General features: G+C 61.6%; 10 protein-coding genes. 5 read left to right on the forward strand and 5 right to left on the reverse strand.

The window, feature by feature from the left end:
• Positions 1-7 precede the first annotated feature (7 nt).
• The 3 genes from guaA to JMF94_RS09455 all read right to left on the reverse strand — a co-directional run bounded on the left by guaA (position 8) and on the right by JMF94_RS09455 (position 3,607).
• Entirely contained in the window at positions 8-1,543 is a 1,536-nt protein-coding gene (gene guaA, locus JMF94_RS09445; RefSeq protein ID WP_240824857.1) for a glutamine-hydrolyzing GMP synthase, read from the reverse strand.
• Between the two features lie 310 nt (positions 1,544-1,853).
• Positions 1,854-3,311 carry an IMP dehydrogenase gene (gene guaB, locus JMF94_RS09450; protein WP_240824858.1) on the reverse strand — a complete coding sequence of 486 codons (1,458 nt, stop codon included), beginning with the start codon at positions 3,309-3,311 and terminating at the stop codon, positions 1,854-1,856.
• 155 nt (positions 3,312-3,466) lie between these two features.
• A complete protein-coding gene (locus JMF94_RS09455; RefSeq protein ID WP_240824859.1) occupies positions 3,467-3,607 on the reverse strand; it encodes a hypothetical protein in 141 nt (46 codons plus the stop codon).
• 397 nt (positions 3,608-4,004) lie between these two features.
• Here JMF94_RS09455 and ffh point away from each other — a divergent pair, with 397 nt between their 5' ends.
• The 5 genes from ffh (at position 4,005) to mutM (ending at position 8,082) form a co-directional block, all read left to right on the forward strand.
• Positions 4,005-5,549: a signal recognition particle protein gene (gene ffh / locus JMF94_RS09460; RefSeq protein ID WP_192113408.1), complete on the forward strand. Its 1,545-nt coding sequence runs from the start codon at positions 4,005-4,007 to the stop codon at positions 5,547-5,549.
• A 124-nt stretch (positions 5,550-5,673) separates the two neighbouring features.
• Entirely contained in the window at positions 5,674-5,913 is a 240-nt protein-coding gene (gene rpsP, locus JMF94_RS09465; protein WP_192113338.1) for a 30S ribosomal protein S16, read from the forward strand.
• Positions 5,914-6,133: 220 nt separating this feature from the next.
• A complete protein-coding gene (locus JMF94_RS09470; protein ID WP_192113339.1) occupies positions 6,134-6,364 on the forward strand; it encodes a KH domain-containing protein in 231 nt (76 codons plus the stop codon).
• Between the two features lie 129 nt (positions 6,365-6,493).
• On the forward strand, positions 6,494-7,072 hold the full coding sequence (gene rimM / locus JMF94_RS09475) for a ribosome maturation factor RimM (protein ID WP_240824860.1): 579 nt from the start codon (positions 6,494-6,496) through the stop codon (positions 7,070-7,072).
• 149 nt (positions 7,073-7,221) lie between these two features.
• Positions 7,222-8,082: a bifunctional DNA-formamidopyrimidine glycosylase/DNA-(apurinic or apyrimidinic site) lyase gene (gene mutM, locus JMF94_RS09480; protein ID WP_240824861.1), complete on the forward strand. Its 861-nt coding sequence runs from the start codon at positions 7,222-7,224 to the stop codon at positions 8,080-8,082.
• Positions 8,083-8,142: 60 nt separating this feature from the next.
• Here mutM and pbpC read toward each other — a convergent pair whose 3' ends face one another.
• The gene (pbpC, locus tag JMF94_RS09485; RefSeq protein WP_240824862.1) at positions 8,143-10,458 is read right to left on the reverse strand and encodes a penicillin-binding protein 1C; all 2,316 of its coding nucleotides are present in this window, start codon (positions 10,456-10,458) and stop codon (positions 8,143-8,145) included.
• Between the two features lie 55 nt (positions 10,459-10,513).
• Complete coding sequence (locus tag JMF94_RS09490; protein WP_240824863.1) at positions 10,514-16,255, reverse strand: MG2 domain-containing protein; 5,742 nt, start codon at positions 16,253-16,255, stop codon at positions 10,514-10,516.
• Between the last annotated feature and the right edge of the window lie 173 nt (positions 16,256-16,428).

Genomic DNA, 16,428 nt, shown 5'->3' on the forward strand with positions numbered 1-16,428 from the left:
TGCCCCCTTATTCCCACTCAATTGTGCTCGGCGGTTTGGAAGAAACGTCGTACACCACGCGGTTGACGCCCTTGACCTCGTTGATGATGCGGCTCGACATGCGCTCGATCAGTTCCGCAGGCAGGCGCGCCCAGTCAGCGGTCATGGCGTCCACGCTGTCGACCACGCGCAGGGCGATAACATGCTCATAGGTGCGGCCATCGCCCATAACGCCAACGGTCTTGAGCGGCAGCAGCACGGCAAAGCCCTGCCACACCTTGCGGTACCAGCCGGATTCGCGCAGTTCCTGCTGCACGATCCTGTCGGCCAGGCGCAGAATCTGGAGGCGCTCTTCGGTGATTTCGCCAAGCACGCGGATAGCAAGGCCGGGGCCGGGGAAGGGATGCCGCCACACGATGGAATCGGGCATGCCAAGCTCTGCGGCAACCTTGCGCACTTCGTCCTTGAAGAGTTCGCGCAGGGGTTCGATGAGCTTGAGCTTCATGGTATCGGGCAAGCCGCCAACGTTGTGGTGGCTCTTGATAACGGCGCTGGGGCCCTTGTGCGAGATGGACTCGATAACGTCAGGGTACAGGGTGCCCTGCGCCAGAAAGTCCACCTGCGGCAGCTTTTTGGATTCTTCGTCGAAAATCTCAATAAAGGTGTGACCGATGATCTTCCGCTTCTTTTCGGGGTCATCCACGCCAGCAAGCTTGGAAAGAAAACGTTCCTGCGCCTGCACGAAGTCGAGGTTGAGGTCAAAGTGTTCGCGCAGGTAGCTGACCACTTCATCGCCTTCGCCAAGGCGCAGCAGACCGTTATCCACAAAGATGCAGTGCAGGCGCTTGCCGATGGCCTTGTTGAGCAGCACGGCCACCACAGTGGAGTCGATGCCGCCAGAAAGGGCGCAGACCACGTGGCGGTCGCCCACCTGCTCGGCCATTTCGGCAACCACGCGCTCCACAAATGAAGACATGGTCCAGTCGGGCTTGATGCCCGCAACCTTGAAGAGGAAGTTGCGCAGCATGCGCTCGCCGTCCACGCTGTGGTGCACTTCGGGGTGGAACTGCACGGCGTAGATTTTGCGGGCTTCGTCAGCCATGGCGGCCACATCCAGAGTAGGCGTGCGGCCCGTCACGGTAAAGCCTGGCGGCGGCGCAAGCACCTTGTCGCCATGGCTCATCCACACGCGGCTGGTGGATTCGATGCCTTCCCACAGGGCGCAGGGCGCGGTGAGGGTGAGGTCGGAGGGACCGTATTCGCGCGTGAGCGATTGGGCAAGCTGACCGCCAAGGTTCTGGGCCAGCAGCTGCATTCCGTAGCAGATGCCGAGTACCGGCACGCCAAGCTCAAGAAAACCGGGGTCAAGAACCGGGGCATCGGCTTCGCCCACGCTGGCCGGGCCACCGGAAAGGATGACGGCAGAAGGCTTCATTGCCGCCACCTGAGCGGCGGTGGTGATGCAGGAATGTATTTCGGAGTAAACCCCGGCTTCGCGCACGCGGCGCGCGATGAGCTGGGTGACCTGTGAGCCGTAGTCAATAATTATGACTTTGCTGGGCATATGTGTCCTCGCCTGGTGCTGGCCGTGGCCTGTTGCTGTGCGCCGCTACTGCGCGCCCGGTTAATCTTGCTCCTGATCGTTCGCCTGATCTTTGTCTGATCTTTTGCCCGATGGTCGTGATGCCGGGGCCTGTGGGCAATCTGCGGCTTTGTGGTCGCAGCGCTTTCCGCTTGTGTTGCCTTAGGATTTTTTGTCCTCCGCCAAATAAGACGCGCCTGCTTTCCCGGTTGGTGCTTTAGCGGCACGTTGCCGGAAAAGCAGGCGAAATCTGATGCCGCAGAGGGCAAAAGACCGCTGGCAGCGGTTTTGCCTAGTTCTCGATGCGGTAGTTCGGCGCTTCCTTCGTGATAACAACATCGTGGACATGGCTTTCGCGCAGGCCCGCAGGTGAAATCTCACAGAAGGTGGTGTTTTCAAAAAGGTCGTTCAGATTGTGCGCGCCCACATAGCCCATGCCGGAGCGCAGGCCGCCCATGAGCTGGTACACGGCTTCCATGACCGGGCCGCGATAAGGTACGCGACCAACAATGCCTTCAGGCACGAGCTTCTTGCTCTTTTCCTGGAAGTAGCGGTCAGAGCTGCCATCCTTCATGGCGTCAATGGAACCCATGCCGCGATAAATCTTGTAGGTACGGCCCTGATACAGAATGGTTTCGCCGGGGCTTTCCTCGGTGCCGGCAAAGAGGGAGCCGATCATCACCGAGTGCGCGCCCACTACAAGGGCCTTGACGATATCACCGGAGAACTTGATGCCGCCGTCAGCAATGCAGCAACGGTCCATCTCGCGCGCGGCGCGGCTGCCGTCCATAACGGCGGTAACCTGGGGCACGCCCACGCCAGCCACAATGCGGGTGGTGCAGATGGAGCCGGGTCCGATGCCGATTTTGACAGAATCAGCGCCTGCTTCAAGAATGGCCTTGGCGCCTTCGTAGGTGGCGACGTTGCCTGCCACGAGCTGGCAGTTGGGGAACGCGCCCTTGACCATGCGGATGGCGTTGAGCACGTTGAGCGAATGGCCGTGGGCAGAGTCGAGCACCAGCACGTCCGCGCCAGCCTCGATCAGCTGTTCGGAACGGGATTCGCAGTCGCGCCCGATGCCGATGGCGGCACCCACGCGCAGGCGACCGTTGGAGTCTTTGCAGGCGTTGGGGTACTTCTGGACTTTGTCGATGTCCTTCATGGTGATGAGGCCGCGCAAGAGGCCTTCTTCGTCCACCACCAGAAGCTTTTCGATGCGGTGTTCGTGCAGGTGACGCTTGGATTCTTCAAGCGAGGTGCCCATGGGCACTGTCACGAGGTTGGTGCTGGTCATCACTTCAGAAACGCGCACTGCCGCGCCGTCCTGCACAAAGCGCACGTCGCGGTTGGTAAGAATGCCCACCAGGCGGCCATTCTCAACCACGGGCAAGCCCGACACACGGAAGTCGGACATGAGGTCCAGGGCTTCCTGCACTGTGTTGTTGGGCGAAATGGTCACAGGGTCAAGGATCATGCCGCTTTCGCTCTTCTTGACCTTTTCCACCTCAAGACGCTGCCGCGCAACAGGCATGTTCTTATGGATGATGCCGATGCCGCCCATGCGGGCCATGGAAATGGCCATGGCCGCTTCAGTCACGGTGTCCATGGCGGCGGAGAGCAGGGGGATGCGCAGGGGAATTTCGGGGGTGAGCCAGGTGGAGATGTCAACGGCGTCGGGGGTGATGTCCGAAAAGCCGGGGACTAGCAAAATGTCGTCGAAGGTCAGCGCCTTACCGCGATTGGTGAACATGACGTCCTCGTAATTGGCTGTGATAATTATGCAAATTATAATCCAAAAGACTATCCCCTTGTGCCCCATATGTCAATGATGGCAGCGCTCGCCAGCCCTTGTGTTTCAAGGGGCAGCGGGTACGCGGGATATTCCTGCCGGTGGCGGTTTCAGCGCTAAAGCATGAAGGCGTGCTTTACGTCCGGGCGGTGCATGTGCTGACTGCGCAAGGCCCGCAAGGCGGGGCGCGTCAGCAGGCAATAGTGTTTGCGCCGCAGGGTGAAGGTAAAGTCAGCGCGACCAGAAATCAGAGGCATGTCAGGGCGGTGCTGCGCCCTTGGGCTACTGGTTTTTGTGTCAATCCGCTTGTGTATGCCGCTGTTATGCCACAGTGTGGCGCGGCTCTTGGCATTGAATTGCGGCAGTGCGTGGCGCGCTGCTGTAGTCCAATGGGGTGCTGGCGGCGTACAGCTTTTTGCGAAAATTTGCAAGGGGCCCGCCGTGTGTTGTATGGTGCGGCTCAGCAGGCGGCCTTTTGAAAAGCCGGGCTTCGCGCGGGCATTCTGCGTCTAAGGCTTGACGTGGTGCATCAAACAGCCTATGAATCAGCACTTCGACCAATGCGCGGCTGCACTGTGTGAACAGCGGCTGGCGCAGGGCGGGCGCGAGAGCGCCGATTTTTTCGCCGCGAGGCTGCGGCGCAATGGGGACTTCATGTTCGAGAGCCTTTCCGACAGACTTTCAGGCGTATTCCGCACATTCAGCGGGCGCGGGCAGCTTACCGAAGAAAATGTGCAGGCTGGCCTGCGCGAGGTGCGCCTTGCCCTGCTTGAGGCGGACGTCAACTTCAAGGTCGTTAAAGACTTTGTGGAAAGCGTGCGCGAAAAGTGCCTGGGGCAAGAGGTGCTCAAGGGCGTGAGCCCTGCCCAGCAAGTCATCAAGATTGTTAACGATGAACTTGTGCAGCTGCTTGGCGGCGAAACCGCCGGGTTGAATCTGCAAGGGCGCGAACCTGCGGTCATCATGCTTGTGGGCTTGCAGGGCTCTGGTAAGACGACCTCTGCGGGCAAGATCGCCAATATTCTGCGCAAGCAGAAGCTGCGGCCCTATCTTGTGCCTGCCGACGTGTATCGCCCTGCGGCTATTGACCAGCTGACCGTGCTGTCCAAGCAGCTCGACATGCCTTGTTTCCCCTCCACGGTGGACATGAACCCCGTGGATATTGCCAAGGCCGCGCTTGAAAAAGCCCGCGAAGAGCAGGCCACCGTGCTGCTGATCGACACTGCGGGCCGCCTGCACGTGGACGAGCCGCTCATGCAGGAGCTGGCAGCCATCAAGCAGGCCGTGCAGCCGCAGGAAATTCTGTTTGTTGCCGACGCCATGACCGGTCAGGACGCCGTGACCGTGGCCGAAAGCTTCAACGAGCGCCTTGGCATCACCGGCGTGGTGCTCACCAAGATGGACGGCGATGCGCGCGGCGGCGCTGCTCTCTCCATCCGTTCTGTTACGGGCGCGCCTGTCAAGTTTGTGGGTATGGGCGAAAAACTGTCGGAGATGGAAGTCTTCCATCCCGACCGTATCGCTGGCCGCATCCTCGGCATGGGCGACGTGCTCACCCTGGTTGAAAAGGCGCAGAGCGCCATCAACGCAGAAGAAGCCGAAGAACTGGCCCTCAAGATGAAGAAGGCCAGCTTTGATCTTGAAGATTTCCGCACCCAGATGCGCCGTATCAAAAAGCTTGGTTCGCTCGACAGCATCCTTAAAATGATCCCCGGCATGGGCGGCCTGCGCGACAAGCTGGCCGAGGCCAGCGGGGCCATGCCTGAAAAGGAAATGGCGCGCACCGAGGCTATCATCAGTTCCATGACCATGGCTGAACGCCGCAATCCCGACATCCTCAACGGCAGCCGCAGGGCGCGCATAGCAAAGGGCGCAGGCGTTACTGTTGCCCAGGTCAATCAGCTTGTGCGCCAGTTTGAGCAGATGCGCCAGATGATGAAGGGCATGATGGGTGGCAAGGGCGCCAAAATGCCCGCAATGCCGCGCATGCGCGGCATGCCCCCTGGCATGAACCTGCCCAAGGGGCTTGGCGGTATGCCCAATCTTGGCGGCATGGGCGGAATGCCCGGCATGCCGGGGATGGGTGGAATGCCTGGAATGCCCGGTATGGAAGGTATGCCCGGCGCTCGCGCTGGCGCAACCAAGGCTGCGCCTAAAAAGCGCAAGAAAAAAGAGCGTCCCAAGCGCAAGAAAAAGTAACAATATTTACGGGGCAAGGAGCGCCGCCACGCGCGGCGATGAATCTCTTTGCGCCAGGGCTTCCCGCCCTTGCCCTTTCCCGGGCGCAACGCTAACATAACATCAATCAAAGGGAGTTGGACTCATGGCAGTAAAGTTGAAATTGACCCGCCTCGGCAGCAAAAAGCACCCCTTCTACCGTGTGGTGGCCGCGAATGACGAAACCCGTCGTGATGGCCGTCCGCTGGAATTCCTGGGCTACTACAACCCCATGGTCAATCCGGCTGAAGTGAAGCTTGATGCCGCAAAGATCAAGGAATGGCTGGGTCGTGGCGCTGAGCCCACCAATACCGTGCGCGCTCTTATCAAAGAGCACCTGGGCTAGTTTATTGGGCTTATCTTTGCGGCAACGCAGAGCCTACGGCAAATCTCTTTCAGGCATGCCCTGAAGGAGAACTTTGCTGTTGGCTGTTTTTTGGGAAAGCTCAGGCAATATCTGTCCCGGTTCATCAGAACCGGCGGTGGTCTGCAAGCAGGCCCCGTTTGAGCCGGGGGCGCGCTTGGCGCGCCCGAGGCCCACTGGCTGACCCCCACTGGAGGTACACATGAAGGCCCTGATAGAATACATTGCCAAATCCCTGGTGGATAATCCCGAAGAAGTGCAAGTCAGCGAAGTAGAAGGCGAGCAGACTACGGTTCTTGAGCTCAAGGTCGCCAAAGAGGACCTGGGCAAGGTTATCGGCAAGCAGGGGCGCACGGCCAGGGCCATGCGCACCATTCTGAGCGCCGCTTCCATCAAGTGCAAAAAACGCACAGTGCTGGAAATTCTGGAGTAGCGCCGCGTTCTTTCCATGCTTCTGCTTCCTGAGGGAAGCGGGGAATGGGAAAAACCCGGTTCCGCCTGCTGCAATGCCTGGCATTGCAGCTACGCCTCAGCCCGCCGGAAACCCGGCAGAACTGGAAGTATGACGGAAACCTGGATTCATATGGGTACGCTGGCGCGGCCCCACGGCATCAAAGGGGAGATCTGCATCGACTGGCATGCGGACTCCCCCTTGCTTTTGGATACCCCTCTCTGGCTACAGAAGGGCAAGGACGCGCCGCGCCGTGTCAAGATTGCGGCTGTGCGCAGCCACAAGGAGCGGCCCCTGCTCCTGCTTGAGGGTGTAGCTGACCGCACAGCGGCAGAAGCCCTGCGCGGCTGCAAGCTGTTTGTGCGGCGCGAGGATCTGCCGGAGCCTGATGACGACGAGGTCTATCTGGAAGATCTGCTCGACTGCGACGTGGTCCTGCCGGACGGTGCCCGCATCGGCAGGCTCGACCATTTTGAGTACCCTGCGGGCCTTGAAATGTGGGTCATCATGACTGATGACGACAAGGAAGTTCTCTTTCCTGCGCGGCCTGAATTTATTGCAGGTTTTGATCTGGAAATTCCCGCTGTGGTCATTGACCCGCCCGAGGGGCTGCTGGATATTTATCTTGCCGAGAGCAAGGCCGAGAGCAAGGCAGAGAACAAGGCCGAGGGCGAGTCCGAAAACAGTTAAGGCACGCGCCGCAAGATTTTTGCCGCTGCTCTGGCGGGCAAGATTTGATCGTGCGGCATGAGCCGCACTGAAACGGGGGAGGAGCTTTCGGCGGAAGGTTCTTCCCCCGAAGTCATTGTACGCACCGCCAGCCACACACAGGAATGACCATGCCGGAATTGCCAGAAGTTGAAACGGTGGCGCGCACCCTGCGCCCCCATGTGGAAGGCTGCGTCATCATGGGCGCAACCCTGCTGCGCGATTCCAGCCTGCATCCTCTGAGCTTGCGGCCCGAAGATTTGCAGGGCTGCGTCATCACTGGCGTGGGCAGGCGCGGCAAACTGCTGCTGCTTGAGCTGGACGCCGCAAAAGCTGCCAGGGCAGACCTGCGCGGCGCAATCGGCCTGCGCCTTGCGCTGCACCTGCGCATGACCGGCCGCCTCATGACTTACCCCGCCCACACCGCGCCTGGCCCGCATACACGCTGCGTGTTTGACCTGAAAGATGCTCAAGGGCAAACGCGCCGCCTTTTTTTTGATGATGTGCGGGCCTTTGGCCTGCTGCTGGCAGGAACGCCGCAAACCATGCAGCAGTGGAGCTTCTGGCGGGAGCTTGGGCCCGAGCCGCTGGAACTGACGGACGCCGCCTTTTCTGCTCGGCTTGACGGCAGAAATTCGGCCATCAAGGCAGTGTTGCTGGATCAGAAGGTCATTGCGGGCGTGGGCAATATCTATGCGGATGAAAGCCTGTTTGCCGCAGGCATCGACCCGCGCCGCAAGGCTGGCTCGCTCTCCGCAGCGCAGCGCAGCCGTTTGCTGCGTTGCCTCAAGGATGTGCTGGAACTTTCCATATCGCAGTGCGGCAGCTCCATACGCGATTACCGTGATGCCAACGGCAATGTGGGAGCTTTCCAGAACAGTTTTGCCGTCTATGGCCGCAACGGTCAGGCCTGCAAGGCCTGTGGGCGCGCACTTGAAAAAATCAAGGTGGCGGGCCGCGCCACGGTGTATTGCCCCCACTGCCAGAAGTAGCATTCAGCGGGCGTTTGCTTCTTTCCCCCGCAACACTCCCGAACGTCAAACGACCCGCCCCTAGGGAGCAGGTCTCACACGGATGTTCCGCCGTGTGGCCCGGCCCGCATCGTCCACCACCCTCACGCTCACATCGCCTGCAGTGGCCTGCCAGAGCAGCGGCTCGCCCGGTGCGGTGCTGCCCACATAGCTATCGTTGGCAAACCAGAAAAGTTCGTTCACGCCTGCCTCGGCATGGGCCATAAAAACCATGCTGCCATTTTGCGCGTCAGCAGTGCGGCGGTACACAAGTCCGCTCTTGGGCTGAATGATGGTGGGCGGCTGACCGGAGATTTTTTGCTCGCGGCGGCACTGCTCCTCAAAAGGTGGTGGCGGCGGCTTGGGCATGCCCGCCCGGGCGAACATGCGGGCCAGATCGCTGGGCCAGAACTCCCATACGCGCTGCTCCGTGCGGCCATCCTGCGGGGCGCAGGCCCGAAGACCGCTGGCCTTGTCTATCAGGATGCTGCGGAACACGCCTGACGGCGCAACAGGTGATACTCCGGGGATGAACCATGTGAGCGTGGTTTCTGGACAGAGGGACGTATCTAGATCGCCCGTTGCCACGCAGACGCGCAATTTTTCTACATTGAGGCCGGGGGCCGGATCGCGGAAAGGGTCAGTCATGGGTTCCGCCGCCGTCAGCTCGCGGGCCATATCCATAAACAGCGGCGCGGCCACCATGCCGCCCACCAGCAGCGGATTGGCCGTATTGTTGAAATTGCCCACCCACACGGCTAGCACGTATGGGCCGAACTGCCCTACGGCCCAGGCATCCCGAAAGCCGTTGGACGTTCCGGTTTTAAGCCGTACGGGCAGCACAGCGCCGCCCTGCGAGCGGGCTATCTTGTCCGGGTCCGGCGCTTCAAGCATGGAGAGGGTCACAAAGGCCGACTCCGGCGTCAGCAGGGGGAGGGCGGGTGCTGACGGCGCTTCGTCTGATAGAAAGCGCAGGGGCCGCCATACGCCCTTGTTGGCAAGCATGGCATACAGGCCCGCCAGTTCGCGCATGCTCACTTCCGCCCCGCCAAGCACCAGCGACAGGCCGTAGTGGTCTGCGCCATCGGCAAACTCCACCCCGGCGCGGCGCAAAAATTCGTACAGGCTCGGGCGGGTCAGTTTGGCTGCAAGGGTTATGGCGGGCACGTTGCGGCTGGCGCGCAGGGCTTCAGCCGCAGAAAGGGGGCCACGGAACGCGCCGTCATAATTTTCCGGATCATAGCCTGCAAAGCTGTGCGGCGTGTCTGCCATCAGGCTTTGCGGATGGATGAGGCCCTGCTCCAGCGCAAGAGCGTAAATCATGGGCTTGAGGGTGGAGCCGGGGGAGCGCCGCGCGCGCGTGCCGTCCACCTGTCCTTCGATGGATTTGTTGAAAAAGTCGGCGGATCCAGCCAGCGCGCGTACTTCCATGCTGGGCCAGTGCAGCAGCAGGGCCGCGCAGTTGGTGAGGCCGTAGGCACTGTGCCGCGCTGCAAAACGGGCAAGCTGGCGCTCTGTGCGGCGTTGGGCCGTGGTATCCAGCGTTGTGCGCAGTATGTCCGCGCCGGGGCGTTGCAGCAGCTCGGTGCTGAGATGTGGCGCGATGAAGGGCATGTCCTGCGGGCCGTAGACGCGCAGGGGAGCGGATTCCTTTTTGCCGAACCACGTTTCGTTGAGCCTGCGCACGGCCTGGCTGAAGGCCTTGTTGTCGCGGGCCGGTCTGCGGCGGGAGGGGTTTTGCGGCACCAGCATGAGGGCGGCGCTTTCCGCAGGGGCAAGCTGGGCGGCAGTTTTGTGAAAATAGCACACCGCCGCCGCGCCCAGACCCTCCACATTGCCGCCGTATGGCGCAAGGTTGAAATAGGCCTCGAGGATTTCTTCCTTGCTGTAGTGCCATTCCAGTTGCAGGGCCAGCAGCATCTGCCGCAGCTTGGCCCCCATTTTGCCGGTTTCCAGCCCGTATGCCAGCCGGGCCACCTGCATGGTGATAGTGGAGCCGCCCATGCGGCGGCCTCCCGTCATAATGCCTGCGGCAGCACGGAAGAGCGAAAGGGGATTGATGCCGGGGTGATACCAGAAAAATCTGTCTTCGTAGCGCAAAACAGTATCCACGGCAGCAGGGGGAATATCCGCCAGCCGTGTGCGGATGCGGTATTTCTGATCGGCGGAAAGGCTGACCCGCATGATGCCGCCGCGTTTGTCCAGCACCATGCGCGAGAATTCCACACCCGCCAGCGGGTGCGGGCAGGGAGCAAAGGCCAGCCAGAGCAAAAGAGCCGCCAGCGGCAGAGCCAGCATGCCTGCGGCAAGTGCCAGACGCCTTCTGCGTCGCAACAGGGCGCAGAAGGCGTCTGGCATATGGGCAGCCCGGTTCCGCACAAGCGGCAAAGCCATACGGAACCGGGTCAGAAGCTTATTCGACAGTGACATTACCGCCGCCCGTGCGGGCGTTTACAGCCGGGTTGTACATGGCTTCAGCAGTGGCTGCGGGCAGCACAAAGCGCCCTCTGGAGGCCGCCCGCACCTTGTAGGTAAAGGTCTGGCGGTCGCCGTTCAGATCCACAAAGAAGATGCCCCTGTCCTCGCGGCGTTCATAGCGCACCAGCCCGTCCTGCGGCTGACTCTGCCCGTTCTTTTCCAGCACGGGTTCAAAGCCGCCGGGCAGCAGATCCAGCAACACCACGTTGTTGATTTCTCCACTGGCCTGAACCGCCAGTTCAACCGTGATGACATCGCCAAGCCTGGCTGCGGTTATGGTCTCACCCTTGGAGTCAAGGTAGCGTCGTTGCAGGCTGATGCCATTGGAAGCATCGCTCATGACCGCGCGGTCAAAACCTTCTGTGGTTACCAGCAGGCTGAGCAATGGTTCGCCCTGCGGCATTTCGACGCGGTAGCGGGTGCAGCCCGGCGCATCAAGAACAAGCGCTCCGCCAAGGGGCGACGCCTTGCCCTCCGCCGGGGTAAAGCCCTGCGCGTACTGCTGGCAGGTCAGGCTGAGGTTGTCAGCCTTGAGGGCGGTTGCTTCACCCATGACCAGCAGGGTCCTAGCCCCAAGGCCCATATCCACCGTGGTGGCATTAGTGCTGAAGGCGCTGTCCAGCAGGTCGGCCATGCGCAGTTGTTTTTTCTTTTCCGGGAAGTGCCGCACCACCATGAGGGCATGCAGCGCCCGGACAGCGCCATTGCTCATGAATTCGTCATCGCAGCGGGTGAGTGCCGCAGGCATGCGCTGTTCGGCCCTGCGCCGCAGCCGCAGCATATCGTAGCTGTCCGCCAGAAAGGCGGCGGCTATGTCGTTTTCCCATCCCTTGAAGTTGTCCTTGAGCCACTGCTCGATGCGCTCCAGATCCTGAGTCATGATGCGGCCATCACGTTGCAGAATCCAGGCCCCGTAGAGCTTGACGCGGGCATCGGCCATGTCGGTGGGCGAGCGGCCCACAATGGATTCAAGGGTATCGAGCAGGTTGTGCGAAAGCCCCTCGGGCGTGACGGTTCCGCTGTCCCGCAGGGTCAGCAGAAAGTCCGCCGCGTAGGCGGTGACAAAGTCATTGGCTGTGCCGCCGGGCCACAGGCTTACGCCTTCATACTGGGTAAAGTTGCCCATGATGGCGCTCAATGCGGCGCTGATAACCTTGTTGCCGCGCTTGAGCATGGTCTCGGGGCTGATGTTGGGATTGCGCAATACCTCGTGCCGCGCCTCGGGCGAACCCAGCAGGGCGGCGTAGGGCATGGCTCGGCTGATGAGCTGCTCCGTGCAGCCGTAAGGGTAGGTGTCCAGCCGCGCAAGCAGCGAACGCAGGGCAAGCACGGGCATGGCGCCCACACTGGCCTGTCCCTGGGCCTCAAAAGGATACAGGTTGCGCTGCACGTCAACGCTTGTGGGGCCGCGCAGCGGGGTAACGCTCTCCGTGCGCAGACGCGGCATGGGCGGGCGTATGGATACAGTCTGTGTGCGGATAACTGGCTTGCCAGCCTTGACGTTGTCCGCTCCGGCTTTGTCTGCCTTGGGATTTTCAAGGCTTGCCGTAAAGCGCACGGCGGCTTCGCCAAGGATATCCTGCGCCCGCATGCGGAAGTTGATGGTTGCCTCACCGTTTTCATCCACGGTCACGGTTTGGGGTGCGGGTTCCTGAGCAAAGGCCAGCCCGCCGGAGGCGCTTTCCATCTTCACGCGTACCCGCGCGCCGGGGCCGCTGCCTTCAATGGTGTTGGCCACAACCAGCGCGCCGTCAAACTCGTCGCCGGGGGCGGCTGCCAGCGGCAGCAAGGGCTTGAGAATAAGCGTGCCGCGCACTTCCATGGAAGCCTCTGTTCTGCCCGCCAGGGCAATGCCCTGTCTGGGTGCGGCGCTGCCCACGGCCATGATGCGGATTTTGCCGCTGGCGTACTGCGGCACGGTAAAGCGCACCTCAGTACCCTTGGCGTCCACTGGCACAATTTCCTGCCACAGGGCAAAGGGCGGCTCGCCCCTGCGTTTGAAAGGATTAAGGAAGCGCCCGCCGGGGCCGGACATGTCGCCGCCGAAACCGGGAATGCGCCCGCGCAGGCGCGCATGGTCGGGCATGAGCAGATCAAATATCTGGGCGGTGCTCACATCCAGCGCCCGGTCACCTAAAAGGTCGCGCAGCGGGTCTGGCGTGGTAAAGCCCGTGAGTTGCAGCACACCCTCATCCACGGCAAAAATCAGCGCGCGGCCCGGCACCCGGGAGGTAAGCCGCACGGTGACGGTATCGCCCGGCAAGGCCCGCGCCGGGGCGGTAAGGGCAAGGCCCAGATCGCGCTGGTCAATGCCCGCCATGAAGGGAGCCACGGCGACCACGTGCGGTTTCATGTAGATCACGTCCGAATCCAGCGAACGGGCGTAGGAAACGTTTACATAGCCTCGACCCTGGAAGTCATCGGGAATGCGGATTTCCTGCACGCTTTCGCCAGCCTGCGCCGTGAACCATGCCTGAGCCAGCACGTTTTCGCGCTCAATGGTGATGAGGCCCGCGCCCGCGTAGGGCGTGGAAATACGCATTTTGATGGTGTCGCCGGGGGAGTACTGCTGCTTGTCGAGCTTGAGGCGCAGATCGCCCTTGGCAAGAGATTCCGTTGAAAGGGCCGAAGGCTGGGCAAGTCTGTCGCCAGCCACTGTGTAGGGGATGACCGCCAGTACGGCCCCGTCTGTCTGACGCACGGTGAGCAGAAAATCACCCGCATCAGTGGTGGGCAGTGGCAGGGAGAGGCCCTGCGTTCCGAAATCAAGAGTTTTGCGCGTCAGTTCCGTATCGACGGGCGTGGCGTCATAGCGGTATTCGCCCCTGGAATCCGTTACCAGACTGTTGACATAGCGCCGGGCAGAAAACACGGCTTCGGCCTTGGCAAGGTTTACGGGCGCAAGGTCGTTGTTCAGCACCAGCAGGCGCAGGGATGCCTTGGCGTTTTGCGGGATGTAGTCAAGGTTGTTGACCTCGCCTTCGGGCTTGTAGCCAAGAGCCACCACCAGAGGCGAGAACAGCGCGTCAAGCTGGCGGGTAACGGCCCTGCCGCCCGCAGGCTCAAAGCCTTCTATCTGCACGGCCCCGCGCAGAGTACCGGCCTGCAACCTGCCCAGAGGCAGGGCAAAGGCGGCTATGCCCTTGCTGTCTGTAAATGCTGCGGGCAGTTCCAGAGACTGGCCTTCGCCCTCAAAGCCCGCAGGCTCATAGAATGTATAGTCTTCGTATCCTGCAAAGTGCAGGCGGCTTTTTTCCGTGCGCAGGGTCGCTTGAACGCGGTGATTGACCGCAGGTTCGCCATACAGATTGTCCAGCCGCGCCTGCGCTTCCATAGCCGGGGCCTCCTGCCCGGTGCGTATCCAGCCCTTGGGCGCTGCGGGCGTAAACGAGGCTGCAAGGGCCAGGGTGTCGGGCTGGAATTCTTCAACGCGTACGCGGGTGCTGCCCAACACGGGCGAAGCGCCGGATCGGGCAGTGTCGCCCGGCAGGCGCACATCAAGCTGGTACGAGCCAACGGCGGCATCCTCGGGGCAGGCCCAGTCAAAGGAATTCAGGCCGTCTTCGCCCACGGTAAAGGCGCGGCGCATTACCTCCGCCCCGGTGGGGCTGACAAGCACCGCCTCCAGCGGCAGACCGGCGGGCATGGGCTGCCAGTCAAACCGCCGCACAATGCAGCCAAAGTGCAGGGTCTCGCCCGGCAGGTAGATGCCGCGCTGGCTGAAAACCGAGGCGCTGAGGCCATCCGCCGAGGTGTGGCGGCCAGAAATGGCAAAGTTGCTGTAATCCACCATACGGGTGGCATCGTCCAGTGAGAGCCACGCCAGATCCTGCGGGCCAGCGTCTTTGGCCGCATCGGCGGTTTTTCCGGCTGCGGGGGCCAGAGCCACCACGGCCACCGGGCGTTTTTCGCGTTCAAGGCCATTGGCGGGCGGCAGGTCGGCGCGGCCCTGCGCGTTGGTGACGGCGCTTTGCAGCGGCAAACCGTTAAGACCCAGCAGGCGCACTTCCGCGCCCTGCACGGGCTGACCAGTGCCCAGATGCTGCACAAAGACCGTGCGCGCTCCGTCTCCCGCCATTTTAACCGTCAGGCCCATATCTGTAACCAGCAGCAGGCGAGCAGCATAGGCAATGGATTTATCACCGCTGTACCCGGTCAGCTCTATGCGCATGAGCCCGTGCACCGGCTCCTTGCCGCCGCGCAGCAGCGGGGCCAGATCAAGCACGGGAAAGGAAGAAGCGCCTGCCTGTTCCTTGCGTACTTCAATGCGCCCTTCCACCACATCGCTCATGACGTCCATATCCGCCGTGGGGTATTCAAAGCCGGATTCTTTTGCGGCAAGGGCCAGAAAAGGATCGCGGACTCGCTCGGCGCGCCAGGCCACGGAGGTAAGACCTGTGGCGTAAATATCCAGTTTTTTCTGGCCGCTCAGGGTCAGCACGTTGCCGGGCTGCAAAAAGCCCACTTCGGTGCCGAGGGAGGGTACAGTCATGATAAAGCGGCGAACCTGCGCTGTTTCCGGCCCTGCTGTGGAGGGCAGGCCCTTGTCCACGGCGGCAAGCAGGCCACGCCCGGCCTCTGCGGGAATGCGCAGCAAAATACGGTCTGCCGGTTCATCGGCTGCCTGCATCAGCTCCGGCTTGAGTCGTGTGCCGTTTTTAACGTCATCGGGGCTGATGGCGGGCATTTTTGTCCAGTCAGCATCTTTCCCTGCCTCGGCGGTGAGCTTGCGGGGCAACTGGATAAGCTCAAGCTTGCGCAACAACTCTGTGGGCAGGACGCGCAGGGTGGTTTTGACCTCGAGCTGAAATTTTTTGTCCAGCTTGTCGTCATAGACGGGATTAATGGTAATTTTAGCCACATCCATCAGGCGGGCGCGCCCGGTGATGGAGAAGAGGGCCTCCACGCTCGGCGGAGCCTTGGCGTCCTTTTTGGGCGCAACGACCACGCATTTGCCCGAGCCTTCGGCAAATGCGGGCAAGCCCTTGATGCTGATGCGGGCGGCGGCGTTGTTTTCCGGCAGGGCTGTGACGGGCGCGGTGACGACCACCTCGTCGCGGCGTTCGTTCCACACAAGGCGGGGCGCGCCAAGGGCAAGGCCGCTTTTGGCATCGCTGGGGGCAATGCTAATGCGCCCATCCATATCCTGCGTGCCCACGGGCCAGATAAAGCGCAAGGGCACGGAAACGGCGTGCGCGCCCTTGGGCGAGGGATCAATCCAGAAGGTTTCCTTGCCCACGCGCACGGCCTGGGGCTGGGTGGCGTATACGGCCTGCCGCTTGAGAGAGAACCGTCCCGGTAAAGCCATTTTTTCCAGCGAAATGGTGTAGCGGGTATCAGGCGACAAGTGCTCCTTGGGGGTAAATTCCATGGTGGAGTCGTCAACCCAGCGCCACACGCCAGCCACGGGCGGGGTCATGCGCACGCCATCCACAACGCGTCCTTCCTCTCCAGCCGGGGAAGAGGCGCACTGGCGCGACCAATCCGCGCCGTATTCTTTTTTGCAGCGGGCTTCATCCACCTGAAAAGTTATGGAAAACCCTTCGCGGCGCAGCCAGTTGTCCTCCTGCGGATTGCTGGGGGCGGCAACCCGGTAGGCAGGCCCGGCCAGAGCCGGAGCGGCTTGCAGAAAAACAGCCAGAATTATGAGCAGGAAACGCAGTGGCGTTGTCGGCATGATTCCTCCGCAGTGCGGTAAAGGGCAGGAGCGAAAATCCGGTGCCCGCATGGCCCGGAGCGCTGCAAAACAGGTGGAATTATGAAGGAAGCGCCCGCTAACGCTACGCGTTAACAGGTGCTATGCTATGAATGCCGGATTCGGCACTATTTGTCTACGGCAGTCATGGAACA

Origin of the sequence: Desulfovibrio sp. UIB00 (assembly GCF_022508225.1) — a bacterium.
In the GTDB taxonomy this organism is placed as follows: Bacteria; Desulfobacterota; Desulfovibrionia; order Desulfovibrionales; family Desulfovibrionaceae; genus Desulfovibrio.

Excerpts from the sequence above, each read along its gene's own strand:
- mutM (WP_240824861.1), top strand. The coding sequence starts at position 7,222 with ATGCCGGAATTGCCAGAAGTTGAAACGGTGGCGCGCACCCTGCGCCCC.
- guaB (WP_240824858.1), bottom strand. The coding sequence starts at position 3,311 with ATGTTCACCAATCGCGGTAAGGCGCTGACCTTCGACGACATTTTGCTA.
- JMF94_RS09490 (WP_240824863.1), bottom strand. The coding sequence starts at position 16,255 with ATGCCGACAACGCCACTGCGTTTCCTGCTCATAATTCTGGCTGTTTTT.
- rimM (WP_240824860.1), top strand. The coding sequence starts at position 6,494 with ATGACGGAAACCTGGATTCATATGGGTACGCTGGCGCGGCCCCACGGC.
- JMF94_RS09455 (WP_240824859.1), bottom strand. The coding sequence starts at position 3,607 with ATGCCTCTGATTTCTGGTCGCGCTGACTTTACCTTCACCCTGCGGCGC.
- ffh (WP_192113408.1), top strand. The coding sequence starts at position 4,005 with ATGTTCGAGAGCCTTTCCGACAGACTTTCAGGCGTATTCCGCACATTC.
- guaA (WP_240824857.1), bottom strand. The coding sequence starts at position 1,543 with ATGCCCAGCAAAGTCATAATTATTGACTACGGCTCACAGGTCACCCAG.
- JMF94_RS09470 (WP_192113339.1), top strand. The coding sequence starts at position 6,134 with ATGAAGGCCCTGATAGAATACATTGCCAAATCCCTGGTGGATAATCCC.
- rpsP (WP_192113338.1), top strand. The coding sequence starts at position 5,674 with ATGGCAGTAAAGTTGAAATTGACCCGCCTCGGCAGCAAAAAGCACCCC.
- pbpC (WP_240824862.1), bottom strand. The coding sequence starts at position 10,458 with ATGCCAGACGCCTTCTGCGCCCTGTTGCGACGCAGAAGGCGTCTGGCA.